Genomic DNA, 24,463 nt, shown 5'->3' with positions numbered 1-24,463 from the left:
CCCGTCGGCTCCCCTTTCCTGACTATGATCGCTCGAAGAATCTGACTTCTGAACCATGATGGAATCCAAACAATCCAAGATAATTTGCACTATCTGCGCAGCCGTAGTGTGTACTGCGGCTGCGATTATGACCAAGGGTGAGAGTGGACCGGGATGGTTCATCGTTGCCTTAATTATCATTTGGTGACTGCCATGAAGTGGAATGTGACAGCCAAAGGCTGGGTTTGCTTGTGTCCGGTGTGGCTTGCTGATCCTGACAGTGAAGCCCCAGTTCCTATTCCTAGACCTTTGTGGCTTGGTTGGTGGTTATCGCTGCAGTTTTGGGGGCAGGATGTCGTAAACTTCATCTTGGTGAATCTGATTGAAGATTTTGAGCCAGGGTATGCCATTCATCATGTGGAGTCGGTAGATTCCTTCATAATTGAAGTGTGAACTTGACATATCTCGCGATATATCATCTTTTCCTCCCGAAGCGAATGCTTGCCATGACTACATTGGTTTAATTGTCCGTCACGGTGCCTTACTTGTCGCTTTTCTTTTTCCGATGACCATTTGCCTCCAACTTCGAGAGCGACCGCAACCCCAGCGGTGAGACCTTCTGTGGTCTCATGGTATAATGGCTATTACTCCCCGCTTTGACCGGGGCAATGTGTGTTCGAATCACGCTGAGACTGCCATTCTTTTATGTTCGCATGGTGAAGTGGCTATCACCTCCGGCTTTCTACCGGAAATCTCGGGTTCGAATCCCGATGCGAATGCTATCTTGCGTTAGCTCAATGGTAGAGCGCCCGGTTTGGGACCGGGAGGTTGAGGGTTCAAGCCCCTTGCGCGAGACCATTTCCCAAGAACCTTGACATTTTGTCGTGTTTCATCATCTTGAAGCCCCATCCGATTAGCCGCTGTTTCCCCGAGCCTCCCGGGGCTGCCCCTAGCCAATGCGGCATGCGAAGGGCGGTAATTCATACCCTGATCCAGCCGGGTGGAGGCGCTGGAAATTTTCTGATGAAAGAGCTTAACTCCTTGGTTCGCGAAGCATGCCGATGGGGTGCCGCTGCCTGGTTTGAGGGGTTCAGCAAGATTGAGCGGAAAAATGGTGAGTTGGTCCGTCCGAGGGCGAACATTTACCAGCTCCGGCTTGATGAGGTGGTGCGGTTTGCTCATGAAAATGGGCGTCCGTGCCGGATTGTCGGGCTGAAGCCGCGGCAGAAAGGAAGTTCGACATTTGGTGTGTCGCTGGGTTATCGCCGATTGCAGGCGAAGCGTGCTCGAGGGTTGATTGCGGGCGGTGCTCACTTTCAGGGGGCCAACCTGTTCAAGATCCTGAAGACGTATGCGGAGAACGACGAGTTAGATCCGAAGACGTGCAAGGTGATGGACACTGAGGCGCGGTTCAAGAATGGCAGTTCGTTCGAGCGGATTACGTTGGCCAACCCAAACGCCGGCCGATCGGGAACGTATCAGTTCATGATTATCACTGAGGTTGCGTATCTCAGTGAGGAGGGTGTTGCGAATGCGACAAACGTGTTGAACGGGTTGCTGAAGTGCGTTCCGTATGAGCCTGACACGATCATTTTCCAAGAGTCCACGGCGAAGGGTGCGAGCGGCGACTTCTATGAGACGTGGGAGCATGGAATCACCTTTGATGAGTTCAAGGCTGGGAAAAACGGATATGTTCAGATTTTCGCGGCGTGGTTCGAGTTCGATGATTCAAGGTTGGATCCGGCCAGCGAGGAGATTTACTCAGAGGATGACCTGACCGAGCTTGAGCAAGAGATTGCGGCCAAGTGGAAGCTCGATCTTGAGCAGGTGGCGTGGATGCGCTGGGCAATTCGAGAAGAGTGTAAAGGCGACTGGGATCGATTCTGCCAGGACTATCCATTTGATCCAAAAACCGCATTCTTGAAGTCTGGCCGTGGCCGGTTCAATGCTGAACGGCTTGAGGCACAGGAAGAAAATGCGAGGTTGGTCGTTCGCGAGCCGGGCGTGATGGAGTATGACCCGCGGTCCGATAGAGTTATGTTCCGCCCTACTTCTGAGGAAGAGGCGCGGGTGATTATGTTCGAGAAGCCGAAGGTTGGTTGCCGGTACCTCGTGAGCATCGATTCGATGACCGGCGAGAGTCAGACTGGCGGCGATGATCCTGACAGTCACTCAGTGTTGGTTCACCGCGCTGGCTACATTGATGCGTTGACTCGGCGATGGGTTGAACCGGCGCTTGCGTGTCGGAACATTCTTTTCCCGGACGGGATGCGCTTCGGCTGTTGGTGGGATATTGACGTGCTTGAGGAAGAGGTGTGGCGGCTGGCGCGATATTACGGCGGTTGCCTGATTGTTCCGGAAATGAACATGGACCGGGGGTTGGTCGAGCTGTTGAAACTGCGGACTGACGTGACGATTTACGAACGGGAGATTTTCAACCGGCGGGAGGGAGTGCGAACAAAGGCGCTTGGCTGGATGACAGACAAGAAAACGCGGCCGATGATTCTGGATACCTTGGCGCGATCGATTCGCGAGAGTGGCAAGGGTCAGATGGGTGAAGGGTATGAAATTCGATGCCCGTGGATCATTGACCAGTGCAAAAACTTTGTGGTGAAAAAGAGTGGCCGTGCTGAAGCGGCTCAAGGCCATCATGATGATGATGTTTTGTCGTTGGCGATCGGCGTTCAGTGCATGGAGCATGCGACTCCGTATCATGAGGTGATCCGGCCGGAATGGTTGCCACCAGATTTGCGTGGCAGCGCGGTTCAACAGATGCGCCCAAGTCGCGCTCAATACTCGTGACGCGATCTTGACAAAACGCGGTGTTCTTGAGACGATTCGTCATGGACGAGGTCGTTATTCCTGAAGCGCGTGGGAAAGCCCGTGCTATTTCAACTTTCCTTGCTCGCGGCGGCGGTCTTCGGAGTATTAGCCGCCGATATGGAAAAGCTGGAGCTCGTTACACAGAAGGGCCGTTGAAAGGTTTGACCCACGATCAGGCGCTCGCAAAAGCTGAGTTGCTTTGGGCAAATGCAAGTCCTGCCGTAAAAAAGAAATATGCGGACATGGCATCGCCGATGAATGAGGCGACTGATAGCGAAATTGCTGAGGCATTTGGCACCATGCCCGAAAGCGATCAGGATGCGACTTCTCCTACTGCGGTTACTCCCTCTTCCTCCCCTGCCCCAGTTTCTCGGGCAACCACGGTAAATCCTAATGCCACTGCGGGGGCTGGCCGCGGAATGCCCCTTCAGCCGCTTGGAAGCAATCAGGTGGTTACCAATGCGACTGCGGAAGGCCCGACTGCGCCAACGCGACAGTCGTTATTGAAAAGCAACTCAATCGCGGGTGTTCCAGAAGCGCAACGGGGCATCCAGGAGCCTGCAAAGCCAGCACCGCGAATCAATCGGTTCACGGGAAGGCCATTTGGGTGGTTGCCGCCGGAGGTCGCCAACGCCCCCCTTACTGATGAATACCGTGAGGAGTTGGCAAACCGCGTAACTACGCCAAAGTTTACCCCTACAAAATCAGCTTCACGGGGCAAGCCTCTGCAACCACTGGGATCTCGACCAGAGGACGGTTATACAGGGCCAAAGGTTCGCTACACTCCTGGCATGGGATATGTCCCAGTTGCAGAACCGGTGACCGGTCCTGAAGCTGTCATTTCCTATGACGACTATGAAGCGGCAGGTCGCCGAATGAAGTCGGCTGGCAGCACTGTGGAGCAAGACCGCAAGGATAGCGCATTGCGTGCGGAATTTGGCCGTCAACGCATGGGAACAAGCCTTTCACAACGCCGCCGATAAATGGACCAAAGACCGGGAATGTTTCGTCAATTTGGACGGCCGCTTAGCCGTGGATTTCAGGAAAAAGCGGAAAGTGCTTCTCCAAGTCCAGAGAGCGGCGGAATGCGCCAACATCTTGGCACTCCTGTATGGAAAAAGTTCGTTCAGAACGAGGTTTTCCAAGAATCCAACAAGCAAGGTATCGCCGATGAAAACCAGCGGTTGGCCGATGCGGAGCGCCAGAACCGTGCCGTTGAAGCGGAGCGCGATCGGCAGGCCCGTGCAGCAGCAAAACCAGAAAAGAAAGCAACGTGGAAATCTGGCATTGGTTCGCTTTCTCGAATTGCACCTGATGGCACTATTGAAGATTTCGACCCGGAAACCTTAATCGATGATCCGGAAGCCGGTCAATTCGCACGGCAGTCGCTATTCAAGCGCGACATGAAGTCAGCGAAAGACGACTACGACTCTCGTAGTTTGCGCTTACAAGACCCAAGCGACACTCGCAGCCTATCTGACAACCAGCGAAAGGAGCTTGAGGGCGAACTTGATTTTTTGAAGGATCAAACCGACTCCCAATCAAAAGCTGATGCGGAATCGATTCGGCAAAAATTGCGCCTGGCTGATGAGCGGAAAGCGGATGAACAAGCGGCATACGATGCTCGTGTTCGATATTCTGAATTTTCTCGTGGCGGAATTGATGCGTGGATGCAGCGCCGTCAGGCTGGGCAGTCAACGGTTGCCCGTGCCGCCGACCTTTCTGAACGCACTGCGCGGCGTGATGCTGAGGTGTCTGCCGCTGCGGAATCAGCCGCCAATGAACTACGGTCGATTGATGAGAGACTTACTCGCGGTGTTAGTGGCGCCGACCTTCCCGCCCTTCAAGACCGGCGCCGTGAATTGACCCAAGCGAGTCAGGCCATTGCCGCATCTGCCGAAAAGGTTGATCCTGAAGCGGCTGACATTGCCCGCGCTGCCCGCCGAGATGCAAATGCGATGGATGGGAAGCCTGAAATCAATCGGGAGCAGCTCACCAACGAAGTATTTGATATGATGTCTTCTGGGCGTCATGCATCTGCCTCCGCGCTGAAAAACCAAGCTGATCAAGGATATGGCGTAACTTCTTTCGGAAGGCATGTAGAAAAAGCGACGGATGCAGCAGGCAATTTTCTTGATGACGTTTTCACCGGAATTCGTGATGTCGTAACAGACCCAGAAAATGCGGATCCTGAAAAAATCCGTGCTCGTCGTGAAAAGGGAATGTTCGATGCCGCGCTTGAAGGTGGAAACCTGATTGACGCCTACCAAAAAGCTCAGGCTGAGGCAGAGAAGTTTACCAATCCTGCTCAAAAGCAGATTCGTGATGAATTCCGAAATCGCGCCAAAGCAATTGGTTCATTGATCCAAAAATTTAACGATGCAGGCATCACCGATGGCAAAGAGATGGCAGAGGTTATGCGCGATGGGGCCAAGGCTAACGTCTGGGCGCGTGGCAACAATGATCTCGTCAGAACCCTTTCAGATGGGCGGTTGGTATTCAGCCCAATTTTGGCTATTGCAAAGGACGACACACCAATGCTTTCCGCTATCGATGGCGCAAATGTGTCACCGGCAGAAAAGCAGCGCACAAAAGAAATTCTACAATCATACCGCCAAACGGTTGCTTCGGAACTTAGCGCTAAACTCATCAAGCAAGACGAAGGCGATTATGTTGAGCATGTAGCCAACATGAAACAGCAGGGAGTTTCCGACCCTGTTGAAATCCTCTACAGCTGGGATGGTCTTAATCGTGGTTTCCTCAAGAAAAATTGGGACACCATTTCGGATACCGGATTGGATGGTCTTCGAGGAATTCTGAATACTCTCAGTAATGCCGTTGCCGGCGCGGGGACAGGTATTGCGAAAGGAGCTGAAAAAGTCGGGCTTGATGGCACTGCAAATTATTTCAATGAGGCTGCTATCAATGCGCTTAACCGGAAAGACGAACGCCAACAACTATCCGAATATGATCAGGCCCTTGCGGGGCTACGCGGTGAAGGCGGATCGGTTCGTCGCAGTGTTACGAGCATGGGTTCCAGCGTCATCCAGATGGCTCCCATGTTTGCAGGCGGCGCGATTGGGCGAGGCCTCGCTGCAGGTGGAGAAGCAACGCTTGGCGCTCAGGTAGCCTCAGCTGGTGTTTTTGGCTGGGCCGGACTTCAGGGCTACGGCAGCATGCTCGATAACGCACTGAGTAAGGCCGAAGATCAGGCACGAAAAGAAGGTCGCTCACTTTCCGACGAAGATAAACTTCAGGTCGTCACCGACGCCCAAGGCCCGGCATTAATCAATGGTCTGCAAACTGCAGTGCTTTCCAAGCTACTCGGCGAAGGTGTTGAGCGTGCCGCGTTCGGCAAGGCCTCTGAGGCCGCGGCAAACATGAGCATTCGTGACGGGATTGCGGAATTTGCAAAACGTAGTGGAAGTGATGGTGCACTAACTGCCTTGCGATCACTGACACCTGAGATCAAAGCGATGCTCAGGGTTGCCAAGCATGACTTTTCTGATGAAGCCGTTGAGGAGGGGTTAAACCAGCTTTTTGAAGGAATTATCACAAAAGCTTCGGTCGATCCTGATAAATCGATGGAAGATGTCGTTCATGAGTCTCTTGTGGCTGCAATCCAAGGGGGCCTGATTGGGGCTGCTGTGCCTGGCGCTATCAGTGCCGTCAGTAAAACTGAACCAAATCTCCCTACGACTGTTGAGGACAAGACAGCGCGGGTGAATGCGGAAATCCTTGCCAACGACCCAACGGCTGCGCCCGCTACTCCCGAACAAGTTTCCAAAGCTGAAGAGATCGTTGGCGACTTCACCAATAACCCCGCAACCGTAGAGCTACAGCGTCAAATTGACGATGCCGCGGCGAATGGTGAGGACGTTACGGATCTCATTTCCCAGCAAGGCCAAATCGGCGCTGAAGAGCTGATTCAGGGCATGGCAATTGAGCAAGAGCTTGATGCCGCTGACGCTGCAGCTGCCGATTCGATCGCCGCCGCCGAAGAACAACTTTCCCAAGCCCAAGCATCTGGCGAAAAACCGCTGATAGATGCTGCAGAGGCAAATCTTGAAAAAGCGAAAGCTGGAACCGCTGCCGCCCCACGGGTGCGCGGGGTGCTCAAGATCGCCAAAGGGGATAAACTTTCAGTCCTGACCGATGCCGAGGTCCGGGCGCTTGGAATCACTCGTGACGGAAAACCGCTCAAGGAGGAAGAACTGGCGTCGGTAGGACTGACCAAACCTCTTGTCACGCTGGATACGGCGGACGGATCGCCTGTCATTCTTGACGAGGCACTGAAACAGGTCGCAGCCATCGCGCCATCGGCTGAGGGCCGGGTTCGGATGAGCGAAACCGAAGCCCGAAAGAAAGCCGATGCACGCTATGAGCAATCCAATCAGATCGAAAGCAGCAGCACTGTTCCTGATTCTCCTCAGAGAGAAAAAACAGAAGCAGCTCGACCAAATGAGGCAGGATCTCCGAAGCAAAGCCAATCAAAGCGCCCATATACGGTTACCGGTAAGCGCGGGACCACGGTAAAGGTTGAGGCTGACACACTCGAAGAAGCTGAACGAATTGCAGTTGGCCGGCCGGAATGGCCGCTTGGTGAACAGGTAGAAAATACGATCGAAGGCGCCCGCCCGCCGGTGCCGACTGAGCAGATTTCCGCTCAAAACACTCCAGATTCTCCTAATTTGGGAGAAAATAGGAGCAATTTAGAACGAAGCGATGAAAACAATAACAGGAAAACCGACAATCCGAATCGTGGCGACCGGACGGAGCAAGCAGGAATCGATACAACACGCCAAAGTTTGGACCGAATTAATCCGGAACAATCGAATCCAGGAAACCTCCGTCCGCGAGTCCTCAAGCGAATCGGAAAGCTCAAGCAGAACAAAAATCTTAGGATCTCGATCAGCACGGACCCCGGTGACCGTGTTACAGCGACTGCGGAGGGGATTCTCATCAATCCTGCCGCGTTACTTGAGGAAGCCAGATCTTCCGGTCTGAATGACCAACAAGCCGAAACGTGGATTTCGAACGTCGTCGATGAGGAAATCCGGCATTTGGCTCAATTCCAGGCAGCTAAGACGTTGTGGAAGTTGTCAGGATCCAAAGATTCGTTGGAATCTTGGCAGGCCACTCATTACGGCCAAATCTGGAAAGACGAGTTCGAGGCTACAGGCAAGGATTCTATCGTGCGCGATCTCTATGGCGCGTCCCTTGATTCCCTCGAGGACTGGCAAAAGGCCATGGAAGGGCTTCGCATGATGTCTCAGCGGCTTGCCACAGGCAATCCGACTGAGGTTGCCAAACTTTGGACCAATGCCGGGCCACGTATCATTGAGGCGCTGCGTGCTGCACTGAAAGCACTCAAAAAATTTGTCACTGGGGATATTACCCCTGTTCTCGCGGCCGAAATCAAAGCACTTGAAAATGAACTCTCCAAATTTGAACCCAGCGATCGAAATTCAGCAAATCGTGCAAATAAGTCCGCTTCCCGCAAAAAGGGTGATGGAACTGATGAATTATCCTCGCGATATCGCAGTGCCGAAGCTGGTGACAATCGCCCGGATCAATCAGGACAAAGCGTCGAGACTGTTCCACCTGGTCAAAGAAAGATCAGCTTCACCCGAGACGGTGAAACCCTGAGCGGCACTGTAGTTCGAACCGCATCTGATGGGCGCATGCTGGTCCGGCTCGACTCATCCAAGCGGAATTTGCTCGTAAACCCGGGCGAGGTGAAGGTTGAAGGAGCGAAAATCGATAAGGAATGGACGGCATTCTCTGAGGATTCAGGGACATTGGGCATTCCTCGATCTGAGATGCCTCAGATTCAATCTTCAGATCGAAGTGCGATGGTCCAATTCCTCAAGGCTCGTGGGGTTGATTACGTTGAGGAGGAAGTTCGACCTGATTCCTTGAAGCCAACTCAAGCGGAATTCTCGCCCGAGAAGGTTCAGAAAGCGCGGGACTTCAAAGGTGGAAATCGGGCGATTCTTATCTCGGAGGACAATCATCTTGTGGACGGCCATCACCAATGGATGGCCAGCATGGATAACCCAACTGAGCCGATTCGTGTGATCCGGCTCATGGCTGGAATCCGCGATATTCTCCCGCTTGTTGCCGAAATGCCAAGCGTTACCAATGAGGGAGCGATTCAGCCCAAAAAGCCCGTCACCCGAAAGGCTCCTGTTGTAAAATCGGAACCAAAAAAGAAGGCTCTTCGTAAGCCACGGACAGCGCGACCAGTTCCTCTACACGTCGAAATTCTCCAGTCTGACCCGGTGATTTCAGGCATCCTCCAAAATGGTGGATTGATTTCCAAAAGTCGCGGCCGGAAAGTATTGGGAGAACGGTATGATATGAACGCATCCGAATGGGATGATGCGGGCGTCATTCAAAACCCATCCTACAATTTTCTGTATGCAAAGACGGGTGGCCGGTTGCCGAACCAAATGGCACAGGACTTGTTAGATTCGAATCTTTTGAGCCAGCCTACAACCAATGAGCTTTGGGCTGCGATCAATAAAGCGGTGGCGAATGCGACGAAGCAGGCGTCTGACATGCGTGCTCAGGAAGCAAAGCTGAACCAAGCGGAAGACTTCACGAAATCCACCGATCCAGCTGAAGGTCGTGAATCCGTGGCTATGTCCGAGTTGGTTGCCGGAGACAAACTTGAAGTCGATGGCGAACTGGTAAAAGTTGAATCTGTCGAGTTTGACGAAGATGGCTACGTTACCAAGGCAGTTCTACAGGATGGAACCCGGTTTGGACGCCAGGTAATCGACGGAGATCAAGTCATTTACGTTGAGGAAATCGACAAAGTTGAAAGAACGGATGACGACTTCCTTGGCTCTGAGGACGATGATTTCGGACTCGAAACTCAGACCGATGAGCAAATCGATGCCGAGAAAGAATCTGCCAAACAAAAAGAGGAGATTCAGAAGAGGCAGGACAAGCGATTGACTGGCTCAACTGGTGATTTAACTGCGGATATGTTCGGCGAAGGTGATACTCCGCTTTTCAACGAACGCCGCGACACTACGAAACCGGCGGCAACACGGTCAAAGGCAGATCAGGCATTGATCGATGCCATGTCTGACCTTGTGGAAGGACTCGAAGCATCAAATCTCGGATCTACGGAGTTCACCCGGGCCATCCCACCTGAAAAAATTCCAGCCCTCATCAATGTTGCCCAGCAATACTTGGCCGAAGGAATCAATACGCCTGAAGCTTTTGCGGAGCGACTTTCATCTCTGGCTGGGGGAAAACTCAAACCATTCTCTCAATCACTTTGGGGGGCTTTCGTTATCGTCAATCCAACAGTGAATGCTTCGCCTGATTGGGCTGGCATCTACAACCAATCAACTGCAAACTCTCTCCAATCCGATGCAACACCTACCAGCGGCAATCTGGAACCAAATCGCGGAGACGGCCCAGCCAGTGACTCCAGCCGGCAAGCTAGCGTTCAAGATGAACGACGAGCAACTGGAACGAATGACGGATCAGTGGATCGAACTGGAACGGAAGGACGGACTCAGGCCGCTTCTGTCGAATCGGATTCCGGAACTAGCCCCGCTCGTGCTCGAGGCGGACGCGATACAGCAAGCAATCAATCTCGATCCACAACTGGCACAAGCATTCCCAGCGGTGAAGACACCGGAGGAAGCAGCAGCAATGTGCAAGGCCGAGTGGCGATTGACGGACGAGGACGAGCAAAAATTGTCAAAGACGCTGGCCTCCCAGGGAGTGCGGAATCGTTGGTCGAGCGCAGTAGCGAAGACGCTTCGCGGCTGACTCAGATTCTTTCCCGATCCAAGCACCTTCTCCCGGAACAGGCGGAAGACGTGCTATTCGCCGCCAAGCGGCTTTGGGATAATGGCCAACCCGGTGTCCTTTTCACCAACGGCACCGGCACAGGGAAAACATTCACCGGTCTTGGCGTCATTAAAGAGCAGGTTGAAAAGGGGAATGACAATATCCTGATTCTCGTTCCATCGGACAAAGTGATGTCTGATTGGGTTGATACCGGTAAGGATTACTTTGGGTTCAACATCAAACCGCTGGCAAATACAAAGGATAACGGCAAATCCGGAATCACAGTCACCACATACGCTAACGCGGGGCAGAACAATTCTTTGGTGAACCGTGAATGGTCAATGGTGGTTTCGGATGAATCGCACAAACTTTCACAAGGACAGGCTGGAAGCTACACGGATGCACTGAGCACGGTTCGTGCTGTTACCCTTCATCCTCGATCCGCAGTTTCACGGACCCGGCGTAAACACGCTGCTGATTACGCTCGCTTGTCCGAAATGGTGGAAGACAAGCTTCAGGATACTCCAGAATATAAAGCTCTTTCCCGAAAGCTGGATGAGGCCAGCAAGGATGAAGAGAAGTTTGTTTCCAGTATCAAAAAAGAGGATCGGCCGAAGCTCGTCATGCTGTCCGCAACGCCATTCGCCTATCACTTCTCATTGGATGCCGCAGAAAGCTACCTTTTTGACTATCCAGAAGAAAACTCACGCACCGTTGGCGGCTATCATCACAATTCACCACGCGATCTTTTCTATATTCAAAAACTTGGATACCGGAAGAGATACGGGAAATTGACGGTTCCTGAACTGACGCCGGCTCAAATCGGAACTCTTGAGCGAGGATTCTCTGATGAACTTCAGAAGAGTGGCGCGATGCGCGGACGCATGCTTGAAGTTGACTCGGATTATTCCCGCCAATTCGTGCTCGTTGATGATGGCATCGGCAACGTCCTCGACGACTATTTCCGTAGTATTGAACAACTCAGTCGTGAAGCGGATAAGAGCGGAGATCAAGATGCGATCGATTTCTACAAGGGTCTAACAAAAAAGTTCGATTACCTGCAACGGGTGAAGCTTCTGGAAGCTCTAAAAATCGGCTATGCGATCGAGCGAGCCAAAAAACACATCGCAATGGGCCGGAAGGTCGTGCTTTTTCATTCCTACAACGTCGGTGGATTCACAGAGAACCCAGTTAAGGTTGATCCTGAATTAAGGAGCCTATACCCTCATTTGTATCAGGAAATCTTAAACAGGAATCCTGGCTATAAAGGCTTGGTGAGCGCGTTGAGTTCCCTCCCCCGCCCTATCGATGCTGTAATGAATGCATTCGGCGATCGGGTTCGATTTTTCAATGGCACGGTATCCAAAAAGGTTCGTCGTGAAGGTGTGACCGAATTCAACCGCGATGGCGGACCAGCTGACATTATCATGGTTCAGATGGATGCCGGGAAAGAGGGTGTCTCTCTTCATGATACCACTGGCAAACACCAGCGGGTTTTCATGAATATCGGGCTTCCCATCAAACCGACCGATGCGATTCAGTCGGAAGGGCGGATTTACCGCGTTGGTGTGAAAACCGATGCAATCGACGAGTATTTCAACACTGGAACCTACTGGGAGCGCCGTGCATTCGCGTCAGTTGTGGCTGAACGATCGGCCACCGCGGAGAACTTTGCCATGGGGTCAAATGCTCGCGGACTCTTGCAGTCATTCATTGATTCATTTGAGCAAGCAGAAACCAGTGAGCCAAGTGCAGCACAAGGCAAAGGCGGCAAAGAGCGCGATAGGAACCTGACTGCAATGTCAGCCTTTGAATCGGCCAAGGCCCACTATCATACCAATCTCAAAAAGACCCAGCGCACGAAGTCGTCCGAAGGCGTTGACTACTATGCCACTCCTGAGCCACTTGGTTACAAAATGGCGCAATGGCTGGATCTGAAGCCGCTCGAAAAAGTGCTGGAGCCGTCTGCCGGTCACGGCGCTATCGCCAGATACTTGCCTGAAACAGCCAAGGTGCATGTTGTGGAACCGTCCTACGAGCTGTCATCTCGCCTTTCTACCACTGCGCCAACTGCTATTCTCCATCAAACCAACTTTGAGGATTACCATATCCTGAACAAGTTTGACGGAATCGCGATGAATCCGCCGTTCGGGACAGCGGGCAAAACAGCGATGGATCACGTCGCCAAAGCATTTCGCCATCTCAACGATGGAGGTCGAATCATTGCGCTGGTTCCGATGGGCACCTCAATGGAGAAGCGATTCAACTCTTGGTATGAATCAGATGATGCCAGTGAAGCGGTAGTTCGTGCTGAAATCCTACTGCCAACGGTTGTGTTCAATCGTGCTGCGACATCGGTAGCGACCCGCATTCTCGTTATCGACCGGCATTCCGATCAGGCTCTCCGTGAAAAAGCAAATGCCACTTCAACCCGACGTAACCTAAAAAGCGCCGAGAGCATTGACGACTTTTTCAATCGGATCGAGGAAATGGAGCTTCCCGCTCGAATTCCCCTTCCAATGACTGAACAAGAAGGGCCATCAGTGAGCGAAGATGGTCGGTTCAAAACCTTCGATTTCGAGCATACTCGTGACGGTCACATGATCTATGCTGCCAAGCCGGCCGAGAAACTGACCGATTCCGAATATCGAACCGCTCTTTCGGCTGCAAAAAAACTTGGCGGCTATTACTCATCCTTTGCGAGAAATGGAGCGATACCAGGTTTCCATTTCAAAACGGCCGAAGCCCGCAGCGAATTTATCAAAAACGCTCTACCTCCTGAACTTGGGGCCGCATCTTTGACATTTGAGGACTTGAAAGGAATGACTCCCGCCGAGCGCCGCAAAGCTGTCGCGGAATACCGTGCTATGAAAGCCGCGCCTCTGACCGATTCAGAAACGAGCCGAAATATCAAATCCCTCACTGAATCAGGGCGCCGGAAAATGGCCGGGGAGGATATCGAAGCCGAAGCCCGTTCCCAGCAAGAAGCATTTAGCGATCAAGGCAAAGTGATTGGACGCCCCGATCTAGCTAACATTTCCGCGGATCCAAAGGTGCGTGGTGAAATGGATGTTGTGGATGAAATGCGCAAGTTCACCTACCAGCGCGAAACAAAAGCCAAGTGGGAAGCAGAAGGTCGCCGAATGGCGGATGCGAGTGAGGATGCTGTGGTCGAAAACTGGCTTCAGCAGGCATATTCCAACGATGGTCGATCAGTAAATCCGGAAGACGTTGCCGCGGCAATGATTGTGATGGAGCGACGGGCGAAAGCGGCCGGCAATGACATTTCGAAGCACGCGGATAACGCCGTGTTCATGAATGCCTATCGCGAAGCCCGATCCACTCAGGCCCGTGTTTTGGCTGCAGGATACGATCGCAGCAAAACGCCCGCCGAACGGAACCGTGAGTATCTCGCCGGAGCACTCTACAAGTTACCAGAGGGAACACTGAGGAAGATTGAAGCTCGCTCAATGACTCCAGCGGAGGCAAGAGCTGAGGTTAGAAAAGAAGTCACCTCCCGTTTGGCGAAGATTGAGAAGTCGCTGAAAAAAATGGGCGTTACCCTCGATGAAATCACGGGTGGCGAAGTTTACTTGAGCTTATCTCAGGACAGGTCCCTGAAGGAGGTTTCAAAATCACTGGATGAGGCTGAAAAAGCCGCTATTCGGATGATCCAAGCCGGTGCTGGAACTGTAGAAATCCGCAAAGCAACTGGCCTTCCTGAAGCAAAAATCCAAGCTCTCAACGCCAAGGTGAAGGAGCAGCTTCGTGCCAAGCTCCGGGCCAAAGTGGCTGCAGGATTGAAGCTCGAAGACCTTCGTGACCAGATCAAACGCGATCTTTCCGCGGCCGGCCTGAGTGCATCAGCTCTCACAGACGCGGAGATTGACGCTGAATTGGAGCGAATCCTTAATGTTGGGTTTGGCCTGCCTACTGAAGTTCCAAAAACCTCAAAAATTCGCCGTAAGAAATCGAAGCCAATAACTCCAGTTCAAGCTGATTGGAATAGGCCAGAATTTACCGATGGTTTGGCAGGATACGATTTTGACACCAAAGACCGGGCTGAAATCATGCGCAAAGTCATTGCTTTGCGTGACGTTGTTGGCGTCACAGGCAAGGTTGATACCCTGACCGGCAAGCAAAAGGTTGAAGGCATCCGGCTGATTGGGGAAATTAACAAGGTCTTGTCGAAATATGGGACTTCTGCCGAGGAAATCCTTCGGGATGGAAAAACCCCTGACGATTATCGTTTCGACATCAAAGACAGGAACCATGTTCATATCATTGCCAGGACGATTCAGGCGATCGATTCAGACTTCTTGGATAAAGGCTCAGAATACTACTATTCCAGTATTCTGTCTGGACTCCAAACGATGATGGTCAATGCCACAACCATCGTTCCAAGTGCATGGGAGATGACGGTTGGCCGGGGCGTGGAGATGGCGATCAACTCCATTTTCCAAGACCCTCGCGCTGCCGGTCTTGGTGAGGTCAAATACATGCTCAAAGCCGCCGGACCGATGCTTTCTCGCTCATGGACGAATGCCGCGGCCGCATGGGGAACTGAAACCCCGTTTTTCGAGGAAGACATTCTCGGAAAGACGCCGGACTTGGAGAAGGTGTTTGAAGGCCGTGCGCTCTACAAAACCGGAACGATCGCAGGAACCAAGGGCAGAATCATCCGCATCCCTACTCGGTTACTTCTCGCAACTGACGAATTCGTGAGAACAGCGAACGCCTGCATGGAGGTGGGAGCCATGGCCTACCGCTTGGCTAAATCCAATGGGCTAAAAGAAGGCACTGCCGAGTTTGATTCGTTTATGAAAGAACAGGTCAACCTTCCCGGCTCTCCAGCGTGGCAGATGGCAGCAGTGAAGGCTTCGGATCGAACTTTCACCGCGGCACTTCCCGGACAAACTGACATCAACACTGGGAAAAAGGTTCCGATCAAGGGAATTGGTGACATTGCCGGTCTTGCAGCCGGTCACCTCTCGAAGCTCTTCACTCAGGAGACGGACAACATGATCGCTAAAGCATCATTGCTCGCGCTCCGGTTGATCTTCTTCCCTTTCCAGCGAGTCCCGTTCAATATCATGCGTCAGGCAGCGCGGCGGACCCTGAACCCTGTCAGTATGACTGACATCGGCGTAATGTTTGCCAGAAACCTACGAGTCCGGGATGGCAAATGGACTCTCAACGCGAAAGGTGAGAAGGCTGAAATTGTTGAACGGCTTTCTCAGCAGGCCCAAGGCGCATTGCTGATGCTCTTACTTGCCGCCAGCGGAGCAGGTGAAGGTGATGACGATGATTTGGATAAGGGCATTTTAATTACGGGTTCCCGGCCCTATAACGCGACAAAACGCGGTGAACGTGAGCTCGGATACAGAATCGGACTCGGGCCTTACGAAATTTCAATGAAGATGCCAGGCGGAAAGCGCGTTGGCTTCTCCTACGGACGGCTTGAGCCTGCTGCCACTGTCCTTGGCGCTACTGTCGATACAATGCGTGAAATGGGCTTTGCAAACCAAGGCAAACAGACCTACGGCGAAGCGGGCAGCAAGGTTATCAACGCTCTCATCAGTCAGATGACGGATAAGACGTTTTTGCGGGGATTTTCAGACGCGAACCAAATCGCATCCGGGCAGTCTGACCTGACTAGGTTTACCGCGGAGCGTATTGCCGTGATTGTCCCGAATATCATCCGTCAACCGGTGCGTGAAACCGATCCAGCTTTCCGAGAAAAGCCCGATGGCTTCCTTGAAAGCCTGTCCTACGCGATGTGGCCCAACGGCCAACAACCGGCGCGGCGGGACGTTTACGGAGAAGTTCAAGACAAGAAAGGTGGAGACATTCGGCGCATTGTCGACTTTACCGATTTTGGCGAGGAAGAAATCAAGCCATGGGATGAGATGCTTTGGCGGTACCGGCAAAAGTTCCCGGATGATGCTTACGCACCACAATCGCCATCGACGAACTATGTCGATCCACGATCCGGCGACAATGTTCGGATGAATCCAAAGCAAGCCGCGCAATTCAAGGAACTCGCAGGAAAGCGGGTTCTGGCGCTCGTGAAGCGGGAGCACTTCAACTTCGAAAACCCAACCGAAAGGGACATCGAAAAATTCAAATCTGCAGTCACCACAGGCCGGAGCCAGGTGAAACGAATGCTACTGAAATCCTCCTCTTGGAGAAACCTCCAATAACCGACCATGGAAGACCAACTTGAAAGAGTGACCGAGCAATTTGCCGGTGAACCAATCCACGACGATGGCGCTTCGCCACGCATGCCGTTTCCTACCTCATATATCTTGAATCGGGATCAAGAGGACGAAATCATTGAACACGCGCTGAATCGACTTGGAGAGCTTGAAAGGGAGTCCGGCCGCGATCGTGTTGGAGCTGGTGACTGGTGGTTGAACGATAGCCAAGGGATTGGCTACCAAGACCCTCAAGGGACTGACCGGACCGAAAAAACATGGATGGGTAAGCGGAAGCTCTACGACCTGGTATTCGATAACGACGTGGAATACCGCGCTTATTTGTTAGGAGGAATTTTCGAGGAGTCCAATCTCGTGGTTCCGATGGCACGTCGTATCACTCGGCAGATGGTAGCGAGAGCGGTGAACTACTACTTTTCGACTGATCCTTGGTTTGCTCTTTATCCTGTTGGACAACTCGACAAAACGCGGGCGGACAAAGCAGACCGCTATTGCCGGTGGAAAATGGAGCAATCACAGCTCAAGAGATCCCTCGAAATGGCAACTGAAAGGGCGTTCATCTTAGGTGAATCAGTCGTAAAAACTTCATGGGAACGCAAAGAACAAGTCTACCAGACAACTGCAACCGTTCTTATTGATGCTCAGGGAAATGACATTTTAACGGCAACCGGTGACTACATTCTTGAATCTGACACTTGGATTCTCCGCACGATCGAAGATCCGGAAACCGGTGAGATTATTGATAATGAGGAATTTGTTCTCAAAAGGGACGGGAAAACTCCTCAGCCACAACAAATGATATGGCAGACCAAGCAAATCACACGCCGCATCAAGCACTATTCCGGCCCTTCCGCGAAGGTCATAAACTTCCTTGATGTGCTAATCCCTCTTGAGGCTCCCAGTATTCAAGAAGCTGATTGCGTCGTTCACCTTTATGACATGCCTGTCATGGACCTTGCCGATCAGTGGAGAAAAGGCATTGAAGGTGCTCCTGATGCCGATGAAAATGTCGAAGCCACCAAAAAGGCGATCGAACTGATTCGTGAGTTATCAGCAGATGGAGGTGCATCGAAGAATGCACAGAATTCAATGAAATACGGCGACGGTGATGTTGTTGAGGCATCTCAGCGCCAAAACTCCATTGTTTCGATTGCAGAATTTCATTTGCGCTATGATGCGGATGGCGACGGAATGATGGAGGATGTGATTTTGATCGTCGATCGCGATAGCGGGACTCCGATCTTCTATGATTATGAAGCCAACGTGACGCCGAATGGACTCAGGCCGTTCTCTGTTGTCCGCGTGAATGAAAAGGCCGGGCGCTGGTATGGAATCGGTGCAATGGAGATGTTCGAGACATCACAGCAAATCGTCGATCTCACCGTGAACCGGTGGAATTTCCTTCAGTCGAAATCCGCTCGTGTCGATTTCTGGTCGCCGCACAATACGATTGAAGGGAATGCAGATCCATCATTGAAAGTGAATTGGGGTGGGACTTATACCCCAAGGCCCGGAAAAACGGCGAAGGATTGCTTGGAAACCGTTTACCTCGAAAACTCAAAGGGACAAGACCTCAAACAGTTCACTGAATTTTTCATGCAAATTGCGATGAACGAATCAGGCGTTCAGCATGCAAATGATTCCCAGGTTGCCGGCATGGACTCCACCAAGCTCGCAACAGGAATTCGGAACATCGAAAAGTCAGGACAAGAGCTGTTCTCGCTTCATCTCGGACACTTGGAGCCGGGAATTACTGACGTTCTTACGAAAAACATCCAACTCGTGATGGCGAATTTGGATGAAATGGAGGTTTTTCACTATTTCGAGGAGGGAGAGCAGTCGGAAGAAGGTGAAAATGGTGAAGGTGTTGGCAAACTCATTTCGATTGACCCGGGCGAGATTGCGGACATCGAAGTTGACATCAAAATCCTCCTTACTCGCTACCGCGGTGAACAGATACTTGAAGGATCAATTCGTGCGGTTGAACTCGTGAATAAATACTACTCACAGCCTTATGAAGTTCAGGTTCTAACAGCTACGCTTTACCGTGAAATGCTCAAAGCTCTACAGGTCGGAAATGCTGACAAAGTGATTCAACCAATTGAAATCATGCCTACTGATCCAAAGGGGCCGAACCCGAATACGCTAGCCAGTGGAGTAGCACCTAAACCTCAAGTATCCAATCCAAATCTATGAAACAATTGAGTCCTGAAGAGCGGATGAGCTGCAAGAAATCGATCGAAACCATCAGCAGCATTGATGCCCTAATTGCTAATCCTGAATTTCAAATCTTCATGGGGAAGATTAAAGAGCTGTCAGATAAAATGGCAGACTCCATTCTTCATGAGGATGAAATCTCTGATCAGGAACGAGAGGCAAAGAGGCAAAGACGACTTGGCATCTTGGAGGTATTACGAAAACCTCAAGAAGATCGAGACAATCATGTTCGCCTTTTGGCTCAATTCGGAGTCAAGCCGGGAGATGGTGTTGAGATCGGGATCTAGCCAAATGGATTATTTAGCATTTCTCCCGTTTTAGTATCGTAGTGCGGCTTGCCAGTTTCGTTCCATGGCCAAAACTCTTCTACCGTCAGACGAAAATCACTAATTTCAACCGGTTTGTAGCTCCCTGATTCATCAGGCAAAGGACGGCTTGCTGGGGTTAAATATGGGACATTGTTTTGAGTGTAGGAACCCATCACGAGCACCCCATTGGTATTTCGAATAAATTGTGGCTCAACTTCTGGAAAGTTGGGATCTTTCTGTGAATAGCGCCAGAACATGCCAGGGCAGGATTTTGCAATTTCCTCATCGTCCGATGGCGGTGATAGCCTGACGTAAGCGCTAGTTTTCTCACGCGCTGCAACATGGGCGCGGGCTGTATGAAAAAGCAGCCCGTAAAACCCATCATCACCGGGCTGTTTTGAGTAGCAGCCTCTAGCAAATGCCCCCATAGTAAGATACGCTGTAACAACTGGCGTGACGATTGGAAAGTCTCTTGAAAAATCGAAAACCTGAGTTGCGAAGTATTCGACCCCGGCATCTTGGTATGAACCGAGCAATGCGTTGAGAGCGCTGTCTTGCACTTCTTCAATGAACATGTGCTCCATGCACTCTGAAGAATCAGGGCCAATCTTGTTGTATTCTTTTTCGATTACTTGGGACTCAATGCCTGAATCGAATCCAACCGGCGGGACACTCTTGGTGACATTGTATGCCAATTTTCCCGACGGTCCTGTAGTAGATCGGATAGAATATCCACCAGACACCAATGCAATTGGTTTGTTTCTAGTGATAGTCATTTCGATACTGAACCGTTTCACGCCAAACATGAATCGGCAGAATACCTCTGGCTCCAGCAAGAGCTGGAGATCGTAAAATCCATGCTCTATGGACGTGGTAATATCGTAGAGGTCAATTCCTGGATGAACTTCTAGCATATTATCCGATGGTCAGAATTGGAACCCAAACAGGGCCAGCTGATTTTTGGCAGATACGAATCATTCGAATGTTAGAACGCACGAGATTTACCATGGTCCCATCTATTTTTTGAGCTATCAGCAAATTTACTTCGGTGTTTTTCCCCATGCCTCCCCCGCCGCCTTCAGTCCAAACTGAGGTTTTTAGTTTTGATGACTCGCCGGATACAGCAAGAGAAGTGAGGGCGCGATTTACCACCTCCCCTTTCAAGTAAACGTAATCAGCGGTGGCAATGTCTGTGTCGAGTCCAGTGACATTGATCGTATCACCATCCCATTCACGATACACTGTCGATCCAGCACTAGACCCGGCGACACGAAATGTTTCATCATCCCCTTCACCGCTTGTCGTTACTCGAAACGGATGCAATTCAGATCCACCATCAGCCAAACCTTGCTCAATCGCAAAAACTTCAATATTTTCATATCCCGTTTCTATCGATCCAACAACTATCATTTTGCGGTTGAATGGTTGCAACTGCCTTTCTAGTTCAGCAACTCTCGCCTCAAGGGTATCAATCCGCCCATCATTTATACCCGGAGTGAAATCTGACATGGGCTTTCTGTATCATGCTACTCACAACTTGACAAAACGTTTAGTTTGATAGATTATCGCCGCCATGCCAAACAACGATCAGGCGGAAGCCGATTTGGAATTGGAAACGACGGGTGATCCATCTTCAACCGGAGATGAGACACATGACCCCAATAATGGGGCGACTGACCCAATCGCCGATTACCAAAAGTCTGTGGATCGATTCCGTGATGAACCCGATGATGAGCCATCACACGATGAAGCCACGGAGCTTGAGGAACAAGGCGAAGAGGAGGAAGAGCAACCCGAGGAACCTGATTCTGAAGGTGAAGAGCAGGAAGCTGAGACGGAAGAGTCTGAGCCGGAATCCGACGAGGAAGAGGAAGAGCCTGAGAGTGAAGACCCTAAGGCCAAATCAAATCGTTTCCGCCTTCGCGCAAAGGATGAGGTAGAGGCTGAGGCCTTTGAAATCCGCAAGCGGCATCCAGAATGGTCACTCAAGGAATGTATTTCTAAGGCTGAATCGATTCTTGGAGTTCAGGAGAAATCCGAATCCAAGGAAGTGGAACAAGCGCCATCCAGAACCGCTGCTGATGTTACCAGCGAAATCACTGATCTTCGCGCGCAAAAGAGAGCTGCAACGATCGAAATGGATTTCGAGAAGGCTGCAGAGCTAGAAGAAAAGATCGATAATCTTTTCGATGAGCGCGATACTCTACGTGCGCAAGAGGCACAACGTGAATCCTCAAAGCGCCAAGAGGAAGTAAGCCGGTATGATCGCGAATTTGCGGAATCAGAAGCTCGAACCACCCGCTACTATCCTGACACGAAAAATCCTGAATCTCCTTTATTCAAGAAGATGCAGGAGATCGACCGGGAAATGCAAGAGATGGGAGATCCAGTATTCGACTCTCCAGATAAGCCCTTCATTTTGGCAAAAGCTGCCGCAAAAGAGCTTGGAATCATGATGACCAATCCTGCCAAGACTCCCAAAGTTGCTGCGGTTCCTGCCAAAAAGAACGCCACACGTCGCCCCAACCAAATCGCGAGCGGAAGCGCTCGTTCAACCCCACCAACCGCTCCCGCAACCAAGCTGGAAGAACAGATGGGCAAGATTAAGTCGTTGGACGACTACGAGAGATTCGTAGGCACTGCTGTCGACTGATCGGCTATTGGTTACTCCGGCAAGTCATTAGGAGCGGTTGCAATCTCAAACTCGACATTTCGTCGAGTTTTAACTGCAAACCACACCAAATACTATGCCAAACGTGGATTTTACTCCCGTAAATACCGGCGACTCGCTTGCAGCGATGGACCCGGGTTCCGTCCGTAAGCTCTGGCAACAGGGCGTCCTAGTCGCTGAACAAAGCTCTGACTTCTTCCAAGAAATGGAGTCACGAGGAAACAAGGCGATTATCCAGGTCAAAACCGATACCTCAAAGGGTAAGGGCCAAGAAATCACCTTCACCAACATGAGCGGATTCTATGATGAACCGCACATTGGCGAGGAGCTATTTAGTGGCCCTGACGATTTCGAGGAAACTCAGATTTCCAGCTACAGCCTCAAGGTTGACTGGGCACGTCACGGCTATTCCTTCAGCGACCGCACCGAAGAGGTGATGGGGATGCGCGGGGAAATCAAGTCCGGTGCAAACGTAGAACTTGGGAAATGGCTTGGACGTCTCAAGACCGACCAGTTGTTCGGAATGTTCCAGCTCAAGCTGAACTCCTCCAACGTTCTCTATGCCAACGGCAAGACCCTCAACACCCTTGGTAGCGCTGACACCCTTGTCTGGGATGAGATCGTTACCGGTGGACAGTCAATGAAGCCATTGGGCGGACTCCCTGCAAACATTGCAGCTATGGGAAGCCGCGCCCCGATTTGGTCGCAAAACGTCATTGCCACTGAAGCCGCTTTGACCTCGCTCAAGATGGACCCTGACTATCGTCAAGTCCTTTCCCAAGGCGACAACCGCGGAAAAGGTAACACCCTGTTCGCAGGTGGGTATCCTTGCATCGACGGCCATTGCATCGTTCCTTACAACCCGATCGACCACGATGGCATCGGCGCTGTTGGTTCATTCCTTAACCCGAAAGCATTCCTTGGAACGGCTGTGGCGGCAGGAACTACCGCGATCGACATCACTGGTGGAGGTAACGCCACCGATGGGGCCAAGACCAAGAAAATGTATTTCAAGCATTTCCCTGGCTTCGCATATCGGTTCATTGGCGAAGGAACTTTCGCACCGGCAACGGAAACCCGCTATTTCCTCATCTACAACCTTACTGGTGCGGATGCTGGAAAAGTTGGCATGTATTCCTACACGACCGGAAACAACGGAAACAAGATCACTATTACCGGCCGTCTTGGATCTGCTGCATCTGGAATCCGTGCAACTTCGCTCGGTGATGTAACATGGGATACCGGCGTCTGGTCAGGCAGACACACCGATGCTCACCCATCCGGATCCCTCATTATTCCTTGCAACAGCAAAGGAGTTCCGATTGGCGATACGCTCATCCTTGGTCGCCAAGCAGCGCTCCGCGGTTACGGCAAATACCGTGGTCACCGGTCGCAACAAGTTCAGGAAGGCGGATTCATCGTCCAGAACTTCATTACTTCTGTCTTCGGTCAGAAAATCCGTGAAGACCGGATCGGTCGCCACCCATCGGTAATCCGTATTCGCCACGCGATTACCTATGCAGGAATCAATCTGCCAACTGTGGCATAACCCGCACCCAGCCGGGGAAGGACAATCACCTTCCCCGGCATTTCCCTTCATCATGAGATTCCTCATCTATATCCCGATTCGTTCACGCTATGCGCCTCCTCGAGTGGGTAATTTCTACCACAATGAAGAATTCGGACGATACCTCTATAAAGGCCGTCCACTGGAAGCGAGCGAACTCAACGCCGCCGCGGCTGATGTTTTCGAGAAGCCAAACCGCTTCATCACTCAAATTCCAACGATCGAAGTTATCGAGATCGAGGAATCCTCTACTTCGACTGAAGGCTCCCAGGAAGGTGCTCACCAATTCAGTATCAAGGACGGTATCGTCTATGATGGCGAGGATTCCATTGCTCGAATCGCCGATGATCGCACTCAGCTTCGCATGGAGAACGGGAAAGGCGAACTTCGCGAGGCTGTTCTTGAATGGCTTCAATCCAATTCACCAACCACTGAAACCGAATAATCATCTGCTATGAGCGCATTATCTGACTATCTCGAAAACAAACTTGCAGATCACATTTTGGGCGGATCGGACTACACCCGCCCTGCAACCGTATATCTAGCCCTCTACACCGCAGGTCCGACTGACGCTGGTGGAGGCACCGAAGTCTCCGGTAACGGCTATGCCCGTGCGTCTGTCACAAACAATAACACCAACTTCCCCGGTGCTTCAGCAGGGCTGAAGGCTAACGGAGCAGCCATCACCTTTTCTGCTGCAACAGGAGCTTGGGGATCGATTACGCACTTTGCCATCTTCGATTCCTCCTCAGGTGGAAACATGCTGATTCATGGAGCTTTGACGACTAGCAAAGTCGTTGAAACTGGTGATGTTCCATCATTTCCGATTGGGTCCATATCGTTGCAGTTCAACTGATAGACT

At 51.6% G+C, this 24,463-nt stretch carries 12 protein-coding genes and 2 tRNA genes; 12 read left to right on the top strand and 2 right to left on the bottom strand.

Features of this window, described 5'->3' with window-relative positions:
- Positions 1–192 precede the first annotated feature (192 nt).
- From JIN85_RS14685 to JIN85_RS14650, 8 genes are all read left to right on the top strand, one after another.
- Positions 193–432, top strand: a complete 240-nt coding sequence (locus tag JIN85_RS14685) for a hypothetical protein (protein WP_200272056.1) — start codon at positions 193–195, stop codon at positions 430–432.
- A gap of 170 nt (positions 433–602) precedes the next feature.
- Positions 603–677, top strand: a tRNA-Gln gene (locus JIN85_RS14680).
- Positions 678–762: 85 nt separating this feature from the next.
- Positions 763–837: transfer RNA gene (locus tag JIN85_RS14675), tRNA-Pro, on the top strand.
- A 165-nt stretch (positions 838–1,002) separates the two neighbouring features.
- On the top strand, positions 1,003–2,781 hold the full coding sequence (locus JIN85_RS14670; protein WP_200272054.1) for a terminase large subunit: 1,779 nt from the start codon (positions 1,003–1,005) through the stop codon (positions 2,779–2,781).
- Between the two features lie 41 nt (positions 2,782–2,822).
- On the top strand, positions 2,823–3,785 hold the full coding sequence (locus JIN85_RS14665; protein ID WP_200272052.1) for a hypothetical protein: 963 nt from the start codon (positions 2,823–2,825) through the stop codon (positions 3,783–3,785).
- Between the two features lie 18 nt (positions 3,786–3,803).
- Complete coding sequence (locus JIN85_RS14660) at positions 3,804–16,823, top strand: DEAD/DEAH box helicase family protein (RefSeq protein WP_200272050.1); 13,020 nt, start codon at positions 3,804–3,806, stop codon at positions 16,821–16,823.
- A gap of 6 nt (positions 16,824–16,829) precedes the next feature.
- Positions 16,830–19,034 (top strand): portal protein, encoded by a 2,205-nt coding sequence (locus JIN85_RS14655; protein ID WP_200272048.1) that lies wholly within the window; start codon positions 16,830–16,832, stop codon positions 19,032–19,034.
- Entirely contained in the window at positions 19,031–19,342 is a 312-nt protein-coding gene (locus tag JIN85_RS14650) for a hypothetical protein (protein ID WP_200272045.1), read from the top strand. Before JIN85_RS14655 ends, JIN85_RS14650 begins: the two co-directional genes overlap by 4 nt.
- Here the strand turns inward: JIN85_RS14650 and JIN85_RS14645 are convergent.
- The gene (locus tag JIN85_RS14645; protein WP_200272043.1) at positions 19,339–20,277 is read right to left on the bottom strand and encodes a hypothetical protein; all 939 of its coding nucleotides are present in this window, start codon (positions 20,275–20,277) and stop codon (positions 19,339–19,341) included. The two genes, JIN85_RS14650 and JIN85_RS14645, sit on opposite strands and share 4 nt — an antisense overlap.
- 1 nt (position 20,278) lies before the next feature.
- Positions 20,279–20,872: a hypothetical protein gene (locus tag JIN85_RS14640; RefSeq protein ID WP_200272041.1), complete on the bottom strand. Its 594-nt coding sequence runs from the start codon at positions 20,870–20,872 to the stop codon at positions 20,279–20,281.
- A gap of 64 nt (positions 20,873–20,936) precedes the next feature.
- Between JIN85_RS14640 and JIN85_RS14635 the strand changes: the two genes are divergently transcribed.
- The 4 genes from JIN85_RS14635 (at position 20,937) to JIN85_RS14620 (ending at position 24,457) form a co-directional block, all read left to right on the top strand.
- Positions 20,937–22,016 (top strand): hypothetical protein, encoded by a 1,080-nt coding sequence (locus JIN85_RS14635; protein WP_200272039.1) that lies wholly within the window; start codon positions 20,937–20,939, stop codon positions 22,014–22,016.
- A 94-nt stretch (positions 22,017–22,110) separates the two neighbouring features.
- The gene (locus JIN85_RS14630; RefSeq protein WP_200272037.1) at positions 22,111–23,583 is read left to right on the top strand and encodes a major capsid protein; all 1,473 of its coding nucleotides are present in this window, start codon (positions 22,111–22,113) and stop codon (positions 23,581–23,583) included.
- Positions 23,584–23,635: 52 nt separating this feature from the next.
- The gene (locus JIN85_RS14625) at positions 23,636–24,046 is read left to right on the top strand and encodes a hypothetical protein (RefSeq protein ID WP_200272035.1); all 411 of its coding nucleotides are present in this window, start codon (positions 23,636–23,638) and stop codon (positions 24,044–24,046) included.
- Between the two features lie 9 nt (positions 24,047–24,055).
- Positions 24,056–24,457 carry a phage tail fiber protein gene (locus JIN85_RS14620; protein ID WP_200272033.1) on the top strand — a complete coding sequence of 134 codons (402 nt, stop codon included), beginning with the start codon at positions 24,056–24,058 and terminating at the stop codon, positions 24,455–24,457.
- Positions 24,458–24,463: the final 6 nt, after the last annotated feature.

Source organism: Luteolibacter pohnpeiensis (assembly GCF_016595435.1).
GTDB classification, from domain to species: Bacteria; Verrucomicrobiota; Verrucomicrobiia; order Verrucomicrobiales; family Akkermansiaceae; genus Luteolibacter; species Luteolibacter pohnpeiensis.
The sequence above is the reverse complement of the archived record's forward strand: the minus strand, read 5'-3'. Positions and strand labels throughout refer to the sequence as shown.